The 15,984-nt window shown below is 74.3% G+C and carries 18 protein-coding genes and 1 pseudogene; 13 read left to right on the top strand and 6 right to left on the bottom strand.

Going from position 1 to position 15,984, the window contains the following annotated elements:
• Window positions 1-5 precede the first annotated feature (5 nt).
• From ACTWO6_RS24995 to ACTWO6_RS24985, 3 genes are all read left to right on the top strand, one after another.
• On the top strand, window positions 6-1,088 hold the full coding sequence (locus ACTWO6_RS24995) for a cation diffusion facilitator family transporter (protein WP_446216221.1): 1,083 nt from the start codon (window positions 6-8) through the stop codon (window positions 1,086-1,088).
• Between the two features lie 74 nt (window positions 1,089-1,162).
• Window positions 1,163-1,495 (top strand): PadR family transcriptional regulator, encoded by a 333-nt coding sequence (locus tag ACTWO6_RS24990; RefSeq protein WP_446216220.1) that lies wholly within the window; start codon window positions 1,163-1,165, stop codon window positions 1,493-1,495.
• Window positions 1,489-2,469: a hypothetical protein gene (locus ACTWO6_RS24985; protein WP_446216219.1), complete on the top strand. Its 981-nt coding sequence runs from the start codon at window positions 1,489-1,491 to the stop codon at window positions 2,467-2,469. Before ACTWO6_RS24990 ends, ACTWO6_RS24985 begins: the two co-directional genes overlap by 7 nt.
• A gap of 53 nt (window positions 2,470-2,522) precedes the next feature.
• On the opposite strand, the gene ACTWO6_RS24980 is transcribed toward ACTWO6_RS24985, so the two are convergent.
• Both ACTWO6_RS24980 and ACTWO6_RS24975 read right to left on the bottom strand, forming a co-directional pair.
• Complete coding sequence (locus ACTWO6_RS24980; RefSeq protein WP_446216218.1) at window positions 2,523-2,903, bottom strand: hypothetical protein; 381 nt, start codon at window positions 2,901-2,903, stop codon at window positions 2,523-2,525.
• A gap of 255 nt (window positions 2,904-3,158) precedes the next feature.
• Window positions 3,159-3,590 carry a hypothetical protein gene (locus ACTWO6_RS24975; RefSeq protein ID WP_446216217.1) on the bottom strand — a complete coding sequence of 144 codons (432 nt, stop codon included), beginning with the start codon at window positions 3,588-3,590 and terminating at the stop codon, window positions 3,159-3,161.
• Window positions 3,591-3,744: 154 nt separating this feature from the next.
• Here ACTWO6_RS24975 and ACTWO6_RS24970 point away from each other — a divergent pair, with 154 nt between their 5' ends.
• The 5 genes from ACTWO6_RS24970 to ACTWO6_RS24950 all read left to right on the top strand — a co-directional run bounded on the left by ACTWO6_RS24970 (window position 3,745) and on the right by ACTWO6_RS24950 (window position 7,700).
• Complete coding sequence (locus tag ACTWO6_RS24970) at window positions 3,745-3,948, top strand: hypothetical protein (RefSeq protein ID WP_446216216.1); 204 nt, start codon at window positions 3,745-3,747, stop codon at window positions 3,946-3,948.
• A gap of 82 nt (window positions 3,949-4,030) precedes the next feature.
• A complete protein-coding gene (locus ACTWO6_RS24965; RefSeq protein WP_446216215.1) occupies window positions 4,031-4,882 on the top strand; it encodes a histone in 852 nt (283 codons plus the stop codon).
• 76 nt (window positions 4,883-4,958) lie between these two features.
• Window positions 4,959-6,392 (top strand): RNB domain-containing ribonuclease, encoded by a 1,434-nt coding sequence (locus ACTWO6_RS24960; RefSeq protein WP_446216214.1) that lies wholly within the window; start codon window positions 4,959-4,961, stop codon window positions 6,390-6,392.
• 101 nt (window positions 6,393-6,493) lie between these two features.
• Window positions 6,494-7,192, top strand: a complete 699-nt coding sequence (gene npdG / locus ACTWO6_RS24955) for an NADPH-dependent F420 reductase (RefSeq protein WP_446216213.1) — start codon at window positions 6,494-6,496, stop codon at window positions 7,190-7,192.
• 64 nt (window positions 7,193-7,256) lie between these two features.
• Window positions 7,257-7,700: a VOC family protein gene (locus ACTWO6_RS24950; protein ID WP_446216212.1), complete on the top strand. Its 444-nt coding sequence runs from the start codon at window positions 7,257-7,259 to the stop codon at window positions 7,698-7,700.
• A 61-nt stretch (window positions 7,701-7,761) separates the two neighbouring features.
• On the opposite strand, the gene panB is transcribed toward ACTWO6_RS24950, so the two are convergent.
• Entirely contained in the window at window positions 7,762-8,607 is an 846-nt protein-coding gene (gene panB / locus ACTWO6_RS24945; RefSeq protein ID WP_130338688.1) for a 3-methyl-2-oxobutanoate hydroxymethyltransferase, read from the bottom strand.
• 124 nt (window positions 8,608-8,731) lie between these two features.
• Window positions 8,732-10,495, bottom strand: a complete 1,764-nt coding sequence (locus ACTWO6_RS24940) for an NAD+ synthase (protein WP_446216211.1) — start codon at window positions 10,493-10,495, stop codon at window positions 8,732-8,734.
• Window positions 10,496-10,721: 226 nt separating this feature from the next.
• On the opposite strand from ACTWO6_RS24940, the gene glnA reads away from it, so the two are divergent.
• The 4 genes and pseudogenes from glnA to ACTWO6_RS24920 all read left to right on the top strand — a co-directional run bounded on the left by glnA (window position 10,722) and on the right by ACTWO6_RS24920 (window position 13,439).
• Window positions 10,722-12,071, top strand: coding sequence for a type I glutamate--ammonia ligase (gene glnA / locus ACTWO6_RS24935; protein WP_446220754.1), 1,350 nt, complete (start codon window positions 10,722-10,724; stop codon window positions 12,069-12,071).
• A 75-nt stretch (window positions 12,072-12,146) separates the two neighbouring features.
• Window positions 12,147-12,215: pseudogene (locus tag ACTWO6_RS24930) on the top strand (DUF350 domain-containing protein); the annotation flags it as partial.
• A 32-nt stretch (window positions 12,216-12,247) separates the two neighbouring features.
• On the top strand, window positions 12,248-12,940 hold the full coding sequence (locus ACTWO6_RS24925) for a helix-turn-helix transcriptional regulator (protein WP_446216210.1): 693 nt from the start codon (window positions 12,248-12,250) through the stop codon (window positions 12,938-12,940).
• Between the two features lie 127 nt (window positions 12,941-13,067).
• Window positions 13,068-13,439 carry a VOC family protein gene (locus ACTWO6_RS24920; protein WP_446216209.1) on the top strand — a complete coding sequence of 124 codons (372 nt, stop codon included), beginning with the start codon at window positions 13,068-13,070 and terminating at the stop codon, window positions 13,437-13,439.
• A 163-nt stretch (window positions 13,440-13,602) separates the two neighbouring features.
• On the opposite strand, the gene ACTWO6_RS24915 is transcribed toward ACTWO6_RS24920, so the two are convergent.
• Window positions 13,603-14,067 carry a hypothetical protein gene (locus ACTWO6_RS24915; protein ID WP_446216208.1) on the bottom strand — a complete coding sequence of 155 codons (465 nt, stop codon included), beginning with the start codon at window positions 14,065-14,067 and terminating at the stop codon, window positions 13,603-13,605.
• A 148-nt stretch (window positions 14,068-14,215) separates the two neighbouring features.
• A complete protein-coding gene (locus ACTWO6_RS24910) occupies window positions 14,216-15,145 on the bottom strand; it encodes a S66 peptidase family protein (protein WP_446216207.1) in 930 nt (309 codons plus the stop codon).
• Between the two features lie 70 nt (window positions 15,146-15,215).
• On the opposite strand from ACTWO6_RS24910, the gene ACTWO6_RS24905 reads away from it, so the two are divergent.
• Window positions 15,216-15,983, top strand: coding sequence for a type 1 glutamine amidotransferase (locus tag ACTWO6_RS24905; protein WP_446216206.1), 768 nt, complete (start codon window positions 15,216-15,218; stop codon window positions 15,981-15,983).
• Window position 15,984 lies beyond the last annotated feature (1 nt).

Here is a 15,984-nt window from a genome sequence, read left to right as displayed (position 1 = left end):
GAGCGGTGAACGACCACGACCACGGCCACTCGCACGAACACGACGACCACAAACACGACGAGCACGAACACGGCCACCGTCACGACGGCCGGCTCGCCGCGTGGTGGCATCGACTGGCCCACGCCGTCGTCCCGCACTCCCACGACTCGCGGGCAAAGATCGACCCCGCGTTGGAGTCGTCCCGCGACGGGCTACGCGCCCTGTGGATCTCCCTGGTCGGCCTCGGGATCACGGCCGTCGCCCAGGCGGTCATCGTGGTGCTCTCCGGTTCGGTCGCCCTGCTCGGGGACACCCTCCACAACGTCGCCGACGCCCTGACCGCCGTACCGCTGGGAATCGCTTTTCTCCTCGGCCGCCGCGCGGCCACCCGCGCCTACACCTACGGCTACGGCCGCGCCGAAGACCTCGCCGGCATCATCATCGTCGCGGTCATCGCCGCGTCCGCCATCGCCGCCGCCTGGACCGCCGTCACCCGGCTGCTGCACCCCACCGATGTGACACACCTGCCCTGGGTGGCCGCCGCCGGCCTCGTCGGCTTCGCTGGCAACGAGCTCGTCGCCCAGTACCGCATCCGCGTCGGCCGACGCATCGGCTCCGCCGCCCTGGTCGCCGACGGCCTGCACGCCCGCACCGACGGGTACACCTCCCTCGCCGTCCTCGCCGCCGCCGGCGGCGCCGCACTCGGCTGGCGCTGGGCGGACCCCGTCGTCGGCGTGGTCATCGCCGTCGCCATCACGCTCGTGCTCAAAGACGCCGCTCGCGAGGTCTACCGACGCCTCATGGACGCCGTCGACCCCGCCCTGGTCGACCAGGCCGAGACCGCGCTGCGGGCCGTCGACGGCGTCCGCGACGTAGCCGCGGTGCGGCTCCGCTGGATCGGGCACCGGCTGCACGCCGAAGCGGAACTGGTCGTGGACGCCGACCTCAGCCTCGTCGCCGCACACGAGATCGCCGCCGACGCCGAGCATCAGCTCACCCACGCCGTGCCCCGGCTGACCGGCGCCACCGTGCACACCGACCCGGACAGCCACCCCGGCGGACACCACCACCCTGATCTGTCCCACCGGCGCCGGCAGCCGTTCCGCTGATCGAGCCCGTGCGGCGCGAGCGGCATCAGCGACGCCGCTTCACCCCTACGTAGAGTTCCGATACAGTCGCGTCCATGCGGATGACGATCCCGGTGGCGAAGGTGCTCTCGGCGCTGCTCGCCGACCCGGAGGCCGAGCGGTACGGCCTCGACCTGATGAAGCTCACCGGCCTGCCCAGCGGCACCCTCTACCCGGTGCTGCACCGCCTCCAGGCGGCCGGTTGGCTCGTCTCCGACTGGGAGGAGGTCGCCCCGACCGCCGCCGGCCGGCCCGCCCGCCGGTACTACCGGCTGACCGCCGAGGGGGTCCGCGCCGCCCGGCAGGCGCTCGCCGAGCTGCGGGCGCTCAGCCCCGATCCCCGGCCGCGTCGGGGTGGCGCCGAGCCGACGGGTGCCCCCGCGTGGTGACCCGGCGGCTGGCCGAGTGGCTGCTCCGGACGGCGGCCCGGCGCTGGCCGGCTGAGGTGCGCGACGAGCTGTCCCGCGAGTGGACCGCCGAGCTGCACGTCCTCGCCGAGCGGGGTGAAGGGCTACGGATGCTCCGCTTCGCCGGCAGCCTGGCCGTCAGTCGCTCCGCCGGCCCGCTGGTCGACCGGTCGCGGCTGGACGGACGGATCCGCCGGACGGCGGCCACGCTCCTGCTCGCCCCGGTGGCGTGCCTGGCGATCCTGCTGGTTGCGGCGGTGGTGATGAACGTCGTGGTCAACCTGGTCTTCAGCATGCCGAGCTGGGCGAACGCCGCGCATGCGCCGGTGATGACCGCCCTCACCGTGGGTCTCGCGGTGCTGCTGGCCCGGGTGGCGCACCGCAGCGCCGCCCGCAGCGCCCTGCGCGGTCCGACCCGCGCCGCGCTCGGCATCGTGCTCCCCGTCGGCCTGACCGCCGTCGGTGCGGAATACGCCATGAACGAGACCACCGACGACCTGGTCCGCGTCGCGCCGGGCCTGCTGGTGTGGCTGACCGGCCTGACCCTGGTGCTGCACCGCGCCGGGGTGCTCGCCGGTCGGGGCCGGGTCCGCGCCGCCTGGCTGGTCGGGGTGCTCGGCGCGCTCGTCGTCGCCGACCTCGCCGTCGTGCTCACCGTGGTCAACCACATCGCCGGCGGCCCGGAGACGGTCATCGACGGGGTGCCGCAGGGCGACACGATCGACCGGATCTCCGCGCCGCTGTGGCTCTTCGCAAGCTGGACGGACTGGTCGTTCGGGCTGCCCCGGCCGACGCCGTGGGAGATCTTCCTGATCGGCGACCTGATGGAGTTGCAGCCCTTCCTCTACCTGGCCTGCACCCCGTACGCGCTCGCGTACGCGATCCGGGCGGCGCGGCCGGCGGCGCCGCAGCCGGCGGACGCGCCGCCCCCCGAGCCGGCGCCGTCGCCCGCCTGACGCCGCGGCGGTCCGTCCCGCGACGCCGGGGCGGACCGGTCAGCCCGACCAGCTCACCGGGCGAACAGCGACGCCTCGTCGCGCACCGAGAGCTGCCGCAGCAGCGGCAGCCGGTCCGCCGCCGCCGCGCGGGACGCGGCGACCGCCTCCCGCCACCGCTGCGGCCCGTGCCCCGCCCGCGATTCCCGGCGTACGGCGAGGGCCACCGACTCGGTGGCGAGCAACGCGTCGAGCGCTCCGGTCGCCGCCGCCGACCCGGCCACCCGGGCGGACAACTCGTCGGCCAGGTACTCGGCGCGTTGGGTGTCCCGCAGCGCGACGCAGACCAGTAGCAGGTGCGCGCCGAAGAGCAGTGGGGCCAGCAACGACTGGACGGCGTACGCCAGCGCCGCGCCGAGCAGCTCCAGGGCTCCGGCGCCGGCCACGGTCCGCACCGGACGCACCAGGTCGGCGGCGGTGCCGAGGGTGGTGAAGACGGGCTGGGCGAGCAGCGCCCGGCGCGGGTCGCCGTTGACGAAGTGGCCCCACCTCGGGGCCGAGCAACGCCACCCGCTCCTGCGCCGGCAGCGACCCCCACAGCGGCAGCCCCAGGCAGAGCACCCGCCGCCGGCGCACCCCGACGATGCCGGCGTACGCGTTGATGTCGCCGTCCACCGCGACCACGTGCGGCCGGGCGTCGGCGGCCGGGGTCAGTCCGGGCAGGGCAGCCGCTCGAGCGGCGCCGGAGTGGCGGCGGGGCGCACCACCTGGGCGAAACACGCCCCGACGTTCGCCCGCTGCCAGCCGAAGACCGAGGCGGCGGTCTTCGCCACCCGGACCCGGAAGACCAGCCGGACGCCCGGATCGGCGCTCTCGACCGTCAGCACCTCGACCCCGTCGACGGCGTCGGTGGCGTCCCGCAGCGCCGGCCCGGACGCGGACGGCGCGGCCAGCAGCGCGGCCCGGGTCCGCTGCGCCGTCGACGTCACCTCCCGGTCGGCGCGCCGGTCCAGCCGGTGCTGGGACCGGTCCCGCAGCAGCGGCACCGCCACCAGCACCCCGGCCGCGGCGAGCGCCCCGAGCACGGCGGCGGCCAGCAGGCGGCGTCGCAGCCGTGCCGATGTCCATCCCCCGTACCGCACCCGGGGATTGTGCGTCACCGACCCGGTGCGCGGCTGCCCCGTTCTTCGCCGTTCCGCCATCCGGCGGCCGGCAGCACGTCTAATGTGGAGGACATCGGCGACTTTTTGTGGCGATCCGGTGGCGGCCGGACGCTACGCGGTGCACAGTGATCTCATGAGCGACAGCGGAAGTGGTGCGCACTACTACTGGTGCACGCGACACCACCGGGTCGAGACCGATGCCGACGTGTGCCCTGCGAAGCACGTTCTCGGACCGTACGCCTCAGCCGCCGACGCGGAGAACGCCCTGCAGCAGGTGCAGGAGCGCAACGAAGCGTGGGAAGCCGAGGATGCCCGTTGGGCCGGGGAGGGCAGGTAGACGGCGCGGGACGGCCCGCGTCGAGGTACTCCGTGCTCCGCGAGGAGCCACGCGAGAGCACGTCCCCAAGGAGGGAACCGAGATGGCCGAAGCACAAAAGGCCACCACCCGCCCGGCCGCCAAACGTACGACCGCGAAGAAGACCGCCGCGACGCGGCGGTCCACGGGGGCCGCCACGGCCAGGACGGCGACGGTCAGCAAGGCGTCTCCGAACGCCTCGGGCGCCGGCGCCGGCCGGGTGCCGGCGAAGCAGGCCGTCGCGAAGAAGGCCGCCGCCAAGAAGGTGGTGGCGGCGGCGCGGAAGGCGCCCGCGAAGAAGGCCCCGGCCACCAAGACCACGGCGAAGAAGGCGCCGGCCACGAAGGCCGCGACGAAGAAGGCGCCCGCGAAGAAGGCGCCCGCGAAGAAGGCCGCCGCGAAGAAGGCCGCCGCGAAGAAGGCGCCCGCGAAGAAGGCGCCCGCCAAGAAGACCACCGCGGCGGCGAAGAAGGCTCCCGCCAAGAAGACCACCGCGGCGGCGAAGAAGGCTCCCGCGCGGAAGGCGGCGGCCAGGACCACGGCGGTGAAGAAGGCCGGCCCCGCGGCGAAGAAGACCGCCGCGAAGAAGACCACGACCGCGGCGAAGAAGGCCCCGGCGAAGAAGACCACCGCCGCGAAGGCCACCTCCACCCGCCCGACCGGGGGCGCCCGCAAGGCGGCGGCGCAGAAGGCTCCGGCGAAGAAGGCCACCGCCGCCTCCTCGACCACCACGCGCAAGGCGGCGGCCAGGAAGGCGACCTCCGCGGCGTCGTTCGTAGAGCCCGTCGAGGCCAGGACGAGCACCTCGTCCGGCACCCACAAACGGCTCACCGCCGCCCGGAAGCCCGCCGGCACGAGAGTCGTCGCCGGCCGTTCGACGATCAAGCCGGCGAGCGCCCGGAAGTCGGCCGGCTGACGCTTGGAGTTCGCCGCTGACCGCCGTACGTCGGGCCGGTGAGCGGATCACGCGCCGCGCTGTCAGGATTGACGCCGTGGTGATCCGACGCGTACTGGCGCCCCGCATCGACTTCGGCGCGCTGCGCCGCGAGCTGGGACTGCCCGAGGGCTTCCCGGCCGCGGCGCAGCGCGAGGCGGACGAGGCGGCCGGCGCGCCGCTGCCGGCCGCCGCCGACCGCACCGACATCCCGTTCGTCACGGTCGACCCCGCGACCTCGCGCGACCTCGACCAGGCGATGCACCTCAGCCGCCGTCCCGGTGGCGGCTTCCGGGTCCGGTACGCGATCGCCGACGTCGCCACGCACGTACGCCCCGGCGGTCCGCTCGAGGAGGAGACCTGGCGCCGCGGCCAGACCGTCTACCTGCCCGACGGCAACGTGCCGCTGCACCCGCACACGCTCAGCGAGGGGGCGGCCAGCCTGTTGCCCGACGCCGACCGGGCGGCGGTGCTGTGGACCATCGACCTCGACGCCGACGGCGACACGGTCGCCGTCGCGCTGGAACGCGCCCGGGTGCGCAGCCGGGCCAAGCTCGACTACGTCGGCGTGCAGCTCGACGCCGACGCCGGCCGGCTGCCCGAGCCGATCGCCCTGCTGCCCGAGATCGGCGCGCTGCTCACCGCCCGGGGGCTGCGCCGGGGCGCGATCAACCTGCCCCTGCCCGAGCAGGACGTCGAACCGGACGGTGACGGCTGGCGGCTGGTGCTGCGTGGGCCGGGACCGATGGAGGACCACAACGCCCAGATCTCCCTGCTGACCGGGATGGCCGCCGCCGACATCATGCTCGCCGGCCGGATCGGCCTGCTGCGGACGATGCCGCCGCCGAAGCCGGAGGCGGTCGCCCGGCTGCGGCTCGCCGCCGCCCCGCTCGGGGTGGACTGGCCGGCGGACCGGAGCGTCGGCGAGGTGCTCGCCGGGCTGGACGCCTCCCGGCCGCGGGCGGCGGCCTTCATCGACCAGGCGGCCGAGCTGATGCGCGGCGCGGCGTACACCTCCTTCGACGGGGAGCCGCCGGAGCAGCCCGAGCACGGCGGGGTGGCCGCCGCGTACGCCCACGTCACCGCGCCGCTGCGTCGACTGGCCGACCGGTACGCGACGGAGGTCTGCCTGGCGCTGCACGAGGGCCGGGCGGTGCCCGACTGGGCGCGCGCCGCGCTGCCGAAGCTGCCGGAGGTGATGGCGACGACCGACCGGACGGCGTCGGCGGCCACCCGCGGCGCGATCGAGCTGGCCGAGGCGGTGCTGCTGGAGCACCGGGTGGGGGAGACCTTCGAAGCGGCGGTGCTGGACGTGGACGCGCCACCGAACGGCAACTCGAAGCCCGGCCGGGAGCCCGGCGGCACGGTCGCCCTGGACGAGCCGCCGGTCCGCGCCCGCTGCACCGGCGACCTCCCGCTCGGCGAGCGGGTCCAGGTCCGCCTGACCACCGCCGACCCGACCCAGCGCAAGGTCGTCTTCGACCGCGCCTGACCGCCCTCGACCGCGGGCGGCGGCCGGCGGGGCGGGGTCAGCGGGGATTCTCACAGCGGCTCGCGCTGCTGCCGGGCGGGGCGGTTTGCGAGGATGACGGCATGGCTTACGACGCGACCACGCTGCCCGACGTCTCCGGGCTGACCGTCGGCATCATCGGTGGCACCGGCGACCAGGGGCGGGGGCTCGCCTACCGGTTCGCCCGGGCCGGACAGCGGGTGCTGATCGGTTCCCGTTCCGCCGAGCGCGCGGCGCAGTCCGCCGCCGAGATCGCCGCCCTGCCCGGCGTCCCGGCCGGCGCGGAGGTGGCCGGCGCCGACAACGACGAGGTCGCCCGCGACAGCGACGTGGTGATCATCGCGGTCCCGTGGGACGGGCACGCCGCCATCGTCGCCGCGCTGGCCGAGCCGCTCGCCGGCAAGATCGTGGTGGACTGCGTCAACCCGCTCGGGTTCGACAAGCAGGGCCCGTACGCCCTCCGGGTCGAGGAGGGCAGCGCCGTCCAGCAGGCCGCCCGGCTGCTGCCCGACTCCCGGGTCTGCGCGGCGTTCAACCACGTCAGCGCGCCGCTGCTGGCCGACCCGGAGGTCGACCGGATCGACCTCGACGTGCTGATCTGCACCGAGGACCGGGAGCTGGTCAACGTGGTGGCCGCGCTCGCCGCCCGGATCCCCGGCATGCGTGGCATCTACGCCGGGCGGCTGCGCAACGCCCACCAGATCGAGGCGTTCACCGCCAACCTGATCGCCATCAACAAGCGCTACAAGGCGCACGCCGGCATCCGGGTCACCGACCTCTGACCGACCTGCCGCCCGCGCACCGGACCGGAGGCGCACTGTCACACCCGCAGGGCACCATCGGCGGATGGAGTGGCAACTGGTGATCGACTGTCGGGAGCCGGAGCGGCTCGTCGGGTTCTGGGCGGAGGCGCTGCGATACCGTCCGCAGCCGCCGCCGGAGGGGTACGCGACCTGGCGTGACTGGTACCTGTCGGTGGGCGTCCCGGCCGACGAACTCGGCGAGGGTGACTGTGTGGACCGGTTGGAGGATCCGGTCGGGGCCGGGCCCCGGATCTGGTTCCAGCCGGTCCCGGAGCCGAAGTCGGTCAAGAACCGGCTGCACATCGACCTGAAGGTCGGTGGCGGGCGTGCGGTGCCGCTGCCGGAGCGGCGGGCGCGGATCGACGCCGAGGTGGCCCGGCTGGTGAAGCTCGGGGCGCGGGTGCTGGGGGCGATGGACGACCCGGAGAACAACTACTACTCGGTCCAGCTCGCCGACCCCGAGGACAACGAGTTCTGCGTGGGCTGACCGGAGCCGGCCGGCGTGGTTGCGGGGCGGTGCGGCCGGTCGACCGCACCGCCCGTCGTGCTCAGAACGTGTGCTCGGCGGCCGGGAACTCGCCGCCGCGGACCTCCTCGGCGAAGCGGCGGGTCGCGTCGGTCAGCGCGCCGGCCAGGTCGGCGTAGCGCTTGACGAAGCGCGGCGCCCTGCCGGTACGCAGACCGGCCATGTCCTGCCAGACCAGGACCTGCGCGTCGGTGTCCGGCCCGGCGCCGATGCCGACGGTGGGGATCCGCAGCTCGGCGGTGATCCGCTTGGCCACCTCGCCGGGCACCATCTCCAGCACCACCGCGAACGCGCCCGCCTCGGCCACCGCCCGGGCGTCGGCGATCACCTCGTCGGCCGTGTCGCCGCGCCCCTGGACCCGGTAGCCGCCCAGGGTGTGCTCGCTCTGCGGGGTGAAGCCGATGTGCGCCATCACCGGGATGCCGGCGCCGACGATCGCCGCGATCTGGTCGGCGCAGCGTCGCCCGCCCTCCAGCTTCACGGCGTGGCAGCCGCCCTCCTTCATGAACCGCACCGCCGTGCGCAGCGCCTGCGTCGGTCCCTCCTCGTACGAGCCGAAGGGCAGGTCGCCGACGATCAGCGAGTGCCGGGTCGCCCGTACCACCGCGCGGACCAGCGGCAGCAGCTCCTCGGCGGTCACCGGCAGGGTGGTCTCGTAGCCGAAGACGTTGTTCGCCGCCGAGTCGCCGACCAGCAGCACCGGGATCCCCGCCTGGTCGAAGATCGAGGCGGTGTACTGGTCGTACGAGGTGAGCATCGCCCAGCGCTCACCGCGCTCCTTGGCGGTGATCAGGTCGCGGGTACGGACCCGTCGGGTGGCCGGCCCGCCGTAGAGGGCGGTCACCTCGGTCGGGGTGGACTCCACCATGACTCTCTCCTTCCTCGAGGCCGCCTCCGCGGTCCCCGGGTTCCGCCGCGATCGTCGCACCGGACGGCCGGCCCACGGCAGGGCAGAGTGGAGGATTTCACTCCCCGGCCGGCCGGGGAGCCGGTCAGCCGTGCTCGCGCCAGCGGTTGGTGATGGGCAGTCGGCGGTCCCGCCCGAACGCCTTGATGGAGATCTTCGTGCCCGGGGCGGACTGCCGCCGCTTGTACTCGGCGGTATCCACCATCCGCAGCACCTTGTCCACGATCGCCGGGTCGTGCCCCGACTCGATCAGGCCGTCCCGGCCGAGGTCACCGTCGACGTAGCCGATCAGGATCGGGTCGAGGACGTCGTAGTCCGGCAGGGTGTCGCTGTCCAGCTGACCCGGGCTCAGCTCGGCCGACGGCGGCTTGCCGATCGAGTTCTCCGGGATCGGGGCGGTCTCGCCCCGGCGGGCGGCGTCGGCGTTGCGCCACTTGGCCAGCCGCCAGATCAGCGTCTTCCAGACGTCCTTGACCGGGTTGTAGCCGCCCACCGAGTCGCCGTAGAGGGTGGAGTAGCCCACCGCCAGCTCGCTCTTGTTGCCGGTGGTGAGGACCAGATGGCCCTCCTGGTTCGACAGCGCCATCAGGACCACCCCCCGGGCCCGGGCCTGGAGGTTCTCCACGGCCACCCCGGAGAGCGACATGTTGGCCAGGTAGGCGTCCACCATGGGCTGGATGGGCTGGATCCGGTAGTCCAGGCCGGTCCGCTTGGCCAGTTCCTCGGCGTCCGCCCGGGAGTGCTCCGAGGAGTGCTGACTGGGCAGCGACACCCCGACCACCCGCTCCGCGCCGAGCGCGTCCACCGCGATGGCCGCCGACACCGCGGAGTCGATGCCGCCGGAGAGGCCGAGCACGACCGAGGGGAAGCGGTTCTTGTTGACGTAGTCGCGCAGGCCGAGCACCAGCGCCTGCCACACCTCGGCCTCGTCGGCGACCGGCTCGATGATCCCGCCGACCGCGACCTCGTCGGTGTCGGCGGGCGGCAGGATGTCGCTGACCTTGACCCGGACCACCCGCATCCCGTCGGCCAGCTCCTCGCCGTGGTCGACCGGCTCCTTCGCCGGCGGCAGCTCCAGGTCGTGCACCAGCAGGTGCTCGACGAACTGCGGCGCCCGGGCGAGCAGCGCGCCGTCGGGGCCGACGATCATCGAGTCGCCGTCGTAGACCAGCTCGTCCTGGCCGCCGACCATGTTCACGTACGCGATGGTGGCGCCGGCCTCCGCCGCCCGCCGGCGGACCAGCGGCAGCCGGATGTCGTCCTTGTTCAGCTCGTACGGCGAGCCGTTGATGTTGAGCACCAGCCCCACCCCGGCCTGCCGGGCCACCGCGAACGGCCCGCCGGCCTGCCAGAGGTCCTCGCAGATGGTCAGCGCGACGTCCACCCCGCCGATCCGCACCACGGTCAGCGTGTTGCCGGGCACGAAGTAGCGGTCCTCGTCGAACACTCCGTAGTTGGGCAGGTGGTGCTTGAAGTAGGTGGCCACGATGCGGCCCCGGTGCAGCAGCGCGGCGGCGTTGCGGGCGCCCTTGCCCGGCACGGCGTCGGCGCTCACCTGCGGCGGGCCGTCGGCGTCCAGGTAGCCGACCATGACCGGCAGCTCGCCGAGCCCGTCGGCGGCCAGGTCGGCGGCGAGCCGGTCCAGGGCGGCCTTGGACGCGGCCACGAACGACCGGCGGAAGACCAGGTCCTCCACCGGGTAACCGGTCAGCATCAGCTCGGGGAAGAGCACCAGCTGGGCGCCGGCGTCTGCGGCCTTACGGGTCCAGCTGCGGACCAGGTCGGCATTGCCGCCGATGTCGCCGACCGTCGGGTCGACCTGGCACAGGGCGAGACGCAGGGTGGGCATCTCCTCATCTTGCCCCAGCACCGCGGACCCTTCACCGCAGGACGCGGGAGACGTCGGCCACCCCTCGCCCGGCCCTGCCGGACGCCCCCGGGCCCGGCGGCCGGGCCACGGCGGGACGCGCGCCGGATGGTCGCGTAACGTCGGCGTAACGAGGCCGGTGGAGACTGGGCGGTCAGGCCGGACCGGCCCGACCGGTCGCCGGAGATCAGTGTCGCGAGGGGTGGAAGTGGACCGTCAGCAGGAGTTCGTCCTCCGTACGCTGGAAGAGCGGGACATCCGGTTCGTCCGGCTGTGGTTCACCGACGTGCTCGGGACGCTGAAGAGCGTGTCCGTGGCCCCCGCGGAGCTGGAGGCGGCCTTCGAGGAGGGCATCGGCTTCGACGGTTCGGCGATCGAGGGCTTCGCCCGGGTCTTCGAGTCCGACATGGTGGCCATGCCCGACCCGACCACCTTCCAGGTCTTCCCCTTCGAGGGCGGGGTCAGCGGCGAGAGCGCCCGGATGTTCTGCGACATCCTGCTGCCCGACGGCGGGCCCTCCTGGGCCGACCCGCGGCACGTGCTGCGCCGGATGCTCTCCAGGGCGGCCGAGAAGGGCTTCACCTTCTACACCCACCCCGAGATCGAGTTCTTCCTGCTGGAGAACGGCGCCCAGGACGGCTCGGTGCCCATCCCGGTGGACACCGGCGGGTACTTCGAGCACACCACCCACGCCGTCGCCCGGGACTTCCGCCGCCAGGCCGTGCTGGCGCTGGAGCGGATCGGCATCTCGGTGGAGTTCAGCCACCACGAGGTGGCCCCCGGCCAGCAGGAGATCGACCTGCGGTACGCCGACGCGCTGACCACCGCCGACAACATCATGACCTTCCGGCACGTGGTCAAGGAGGTGGCGCTCTCCACCGGCGTGCAAGCCAGCTTCATGCCGAAGCCCTTCACCGACCAGCCCGGCAGCGGCATGCACACCCACCTGTCGCTGTTCGAGGGGGAGCGCAACGCGTTCCACGACGCCGGCGACCCGATGAAGCTCTCCAAGGTGGCGAAGTCGTTCATCGCCGGCCTGCTGATGCACGCGCGGGAGTACACCGCGGTCACCAACCAGTGGGTCAACTCGTACAAGCGGCTCTTCCCGCTGGCGCTGCCGGACCGGATCACCGAGAGCCCGGCATACGTCTGCTGGGGTCACCTCAACCGGTCCGCCCTGGTCCGCGTGCCGGCGTACGGCAAGCCGAACTCGGCCCGGGTCGAGGTGCGCTCGCTGGACTCGGCGGCCAACCCGTACCTGGCCTTCGCGGTGATGCTCGGCGCCGGCCTCAAGGGCATCGAGGAGGGCTACGAGCTGCCCCCGGGCGCGGAGGACGACGTCTGGTCGCTGAGCAGCGCCGAGCGCCGCGCGATGGGCTACGAGGCGCTGCCGGAGAACCTGGCCGAGGCGATCGACGTGATGGCCGGCTCGGAGCTGGTCGCCGAGGTCCTGGGCGAGCACGTCTTCGACTTCTTCCTGCGCAACAAGCGGGCCGAGTGGGAGCAGTACCGCCGGGAGGTCACCCCGTACGAGCGGCAGCGCTACCTGTCGCTCTAGATCACGGTGCCCCGGGCCCGCTATCGTCTCGATCACCGTGCCGGCACCCCGCCGTGCGGCGGAGGGCGGGAGGCACCGGCGGCCCGGGTCAGCGCCGCCACCCACTTCGGGGCCGCGCTGATCGTCTGCGCCTGCATCGCCTGAGCAGTGTCGTACCCGGGGCTTAGCTTCCGAGGGTGAACCGCACAGACCGTCTCTACGCCCTGGTGGAGGAGCTGCGCGCGGTGTCGCCGCGCCCGCGCAGCGCCCGCTGGCTGGCCCGGCGCTTCGAGGTCAGCACCCGGACCATCGAGCGCGACATCGGCGCGTTGCAGGCCTCCGGCGTGCCGATCTGGGCCGAGCCCGGCCGCACCGGCGGCTACGTGGTGGACCGCGCGCACACCCTGCCGCCGGTCAACCTGACCGCCGGCGAGGCCGTGGCGATGGCCGTGGCCCTGCACCGGCTCGGCGGCACGCCGTTCGCGTCGGCCGCCGGCGCCGCGCTGCGCAAACTGGTCGCGGTGATGCCGGCCGCCGACGTGGCCGAGGCCCACCGGCTGGCCGGCCGGGTGCACCTGATCGGCGACGGGCCGGCCACGCCCGTCCCGGCCGTCGTCGCCGACGCGGTCACCGCACGCCGGGTGCTCCGACTGCGGTACGCGGACCGGTCCGGCGTCGTCTCGTCCCGCGACGTGGAGCCGCTGGGCTACCTCGGCAACCCCCGGCACTGGTACCTGCTGGCCTGGTGTCGGCTTCGCGACGAGCTGCGCTGCTTCCGCACCGACCGGATCGTGTCGGTGACGGTGCTGTCGGAGCGGGTGGACCGCGAGTTGCGCCTTGGCGACCTGGACATCCCCCACGGGCGGGTCCGCGCGCTGAGTCTGGTCTGAAGCCCGAGAGCGCCGGCCCGCATCCGGAAGGTCCACCGGAAACACCGACAGGACGGTGTCGCGGACGGGGGCGAGGCTGCTTCCTGACCACGCCGGCCGACCGGCCGGCGCAACGACAGGAGGCAGCATGTCCAGCACGCCCATCACCTGGTTCGAGATCGGCTCCGACCGCCCGGAGGAGGCCGAGAAGTTCTACGCCGAGCTCTTCGGTTGGAGCTTCGAGGAGCAGGGCGGGCCGGGTGCGTCGTACCGGCAGACGGCGGCCGGTGGGGAGCAGGGGATCGGAGGCGCGATTCGGGCCACCGGCGGGCAGTCGCCGAACTACGCGATCTTCTACGCCGAGGTGGCCGACGTCGCGGAGACCTGCCGGCGGGCCGAGGCGGCCGGCGGCAAGGTGCTGGTGCCGTTGCGGACGACGCCGAGCGGCCTCACCCTCGCCCACCTGCTCGACCCCTCCGGCAACCACCTCGGCGTCTTCACGCCGCCCGCCACGGCCTGACCCGGCCGGGTCCGCCCCGGCAACGCCGCCGGGGCGGACCCGGAGCCGGCCCCGCACGGTGGCGGGGCCGAGCGCCGGCCGAGAGGGGTGGCCCCGCCGCGGAAACGGTCCGGCCGGAGCGGGAGAGAAGAGCGGCCGGTGAGGAGACGGCGGGGCCACCGGGTCACTTGTCGGTCGTACCCTCCGGGCCGTGGTGGCCCCGGCCGCCCGGGCCCGGGAAGACGCCGGCCTCGGCGGCCTTGGTGATCGCGTCCGCCTGCTCCTGGGTGAGCTTGCCGTCCTTCACCGCCTGGTCCAGCCGCTCCTTCAGCATCGCCTGCCGGTCCTCGGTGGACGGGCGCTCCGGCCGGTCGGCCTTGCGCTGCTCGCGCAGCTTCTCCAGCGCGGCGGTGACCTTGTCGGTCGGGACGCCCAGCTCCTTGGCGAGCGCCGCGGCGAAGTCGGCCTCCCGGTCGGCCCGCTGCTGCTGCCGATCGGTGCCCTGGTCGGTGCTGCTGCTGGCGCTCGGGCTCGGGGTGGCGGTGTTGTCCTCGGCGAACGCCACCGTGGGGGCGGCGATCCCCACGCCGAGCACTCCGGCGGCGGCCAGGCCGGCCAGCAGGTGCTTCTTCGACATCGTGCGGGACATCAGTCCTCCAGTTGATTGGTGGTGCGATGACCTCACAGACAGTGACCGGCGGAGCTGGAGGCAACCCGTGGCGACCCTGTGCGCGAGCTGGCAATCGCCGGGCAACCGGACGAACGGGCCCTGCCGGCGCGCGACCGACCGGAACCGGTCAGCGGACCGCCGGGGAGACCGTCAGGGTGCCCGCGTCGGCGTCCAGGACGGCCCGGGCGCCGACCGGGACGGTGAGCTGGCCCACGCCGTGGCCGATCGGGAGGCCACCGAGGACCGGCACCCCGAGGCCGCCCAGCCGCTCGCCGAGCACGTCCGCGACGGTCGTCTCCCAGCCGTCGGCGCAGTCGGTGAACTGGCCCACCGCCACCCCGGCCACCCCGTCCAGGGCGCCGCAGCGGCGCAGCTGGGTGAGCATCCGGTCGACCTTGTACGGCGGCTCCTGCACCTCCTCGACCAGCAGCACCGCCCCGGTCAGGTCCGGCATGTCCGGGGTGCCGATCGACGCGGTGATCAGGCACAGGTTGCCGCCGAGCAGCGGGCCGGCCGCCCGGCCGGGCACCCGGACGCCGAAGGTCTCCTCCGCGGCCACGGCGGCCACGGTCACCGGCTCGGTGGTCATCAGCGCGGCGTGCAGCGACTCCGCCGAGTGGAGCGGGGTCCGCTCGTCCAGCCAGGCCGCGCCCGGGCCGTGCACGCTGGCCAGCCGGGCCCCCCGCCAGAGTGCGAACTGCAGGGCCGTGATGTCCGAGAAGCCGGCCACCACCTTCGGGTCCCGGCGGACCGCCGCCATGTCGATCAGGTCCACCACCCGCTGCGCGCCGTAGCCGCCCCGGGTGCAGAGCACCCCGCGTACCTCCGGGTCGGCGAAGGCGGTGTTCAGGTCCGCCGCGCGCAGCTCGTCGCCGCCGGCCAGGTAGCCCCGCCGGGCGTACGCGTTCGGCGCCAGGACCGGGCGCAGCCCCCAGCCGGTGAGCAGCTCGACGCCCCGGGCCACCCGCTCCGGCCGGGTCGGGCCGGACGGGGACACCAGCATCACCGTGTCGCCGGGGCGCAGGACCGGTGGGCGCAGGCAGTCGTCGGTGAGCACAGCGGGAGCCTAGTGCGCGCCGGGCTGAGCCGTTCCGGGCGTTCGCCGCCGCACCAGCTAGCCTCGACACGTGGCGACCGCGCTGGTGATCGAGAACGACCCGACCGACGACCTCCGCCGACTGGGGGAGTGGCTGACCGAGGGGGGCCTCCAGCTGCGGGTGCTCCGCCCGCACGCGGGCGAGGAGCTCCCCGCCGACCTGGAGGGGTACGCCGCGCTGGTGGTGCTCGGCGGCGAGCAGCAGGCGTACCCGCTGCCCGACGGCACCCCCGGCGCGCCCTGGTTCCCGGCCCTGGAGGGGCTGCTGCGCAAGGCCGTGCGGTACCGCGTCCCGACCCTCGGCGTCTGCCTCGGCGGCCAACTGCTGGCCACCGCGCACGCCGGCCTGGTCGAGCGGAGCCCCTCCGGCCCGGAGGTCGGCCCCGGCGTGGTCGGCAAGCGGGACGCCGCCGACGCCGACCCGCTCTTCCGGTACGTGCCGCTGATCCCGGACGTGCTCCAGTGGCACTCCGACGAGATCACCGAGCTGCCCCGGGGCGCGACGCTGCTCGCCGCCTCCACCCGCTACCCGCACCAGGCGTTCCGCCTCGGCGACCGGGCCTGGGGGCTCCAGTTCCACATCGAGTGCGACACCGCGATGATCGCCGACTGGGCCCGCGACTCGGAGCTGCTGGCCGAACTGGGGTACGACGAGGAGCTGGTGGTGGCCGCCTGTGACCGGGTGATGGCCGACGTCGAGGAGGTCTGGCAGCCGTTCGCCATCCGGTTCGCCGCCCTCGCCCTCGGCGAGCTGGACGACGACACCACCCGCCGCAGCCTGCCGCTGCTCGGGCACTGAG

It is taken from the genome of Micromonospora sp. IBHARD004, from assembly GCF_052814115.1.
The sequence above is the reverse complement of the archived record's forward strand: the minus strand, read 5'-3'. Positions and strand labels throughout refer to the sequence as shown.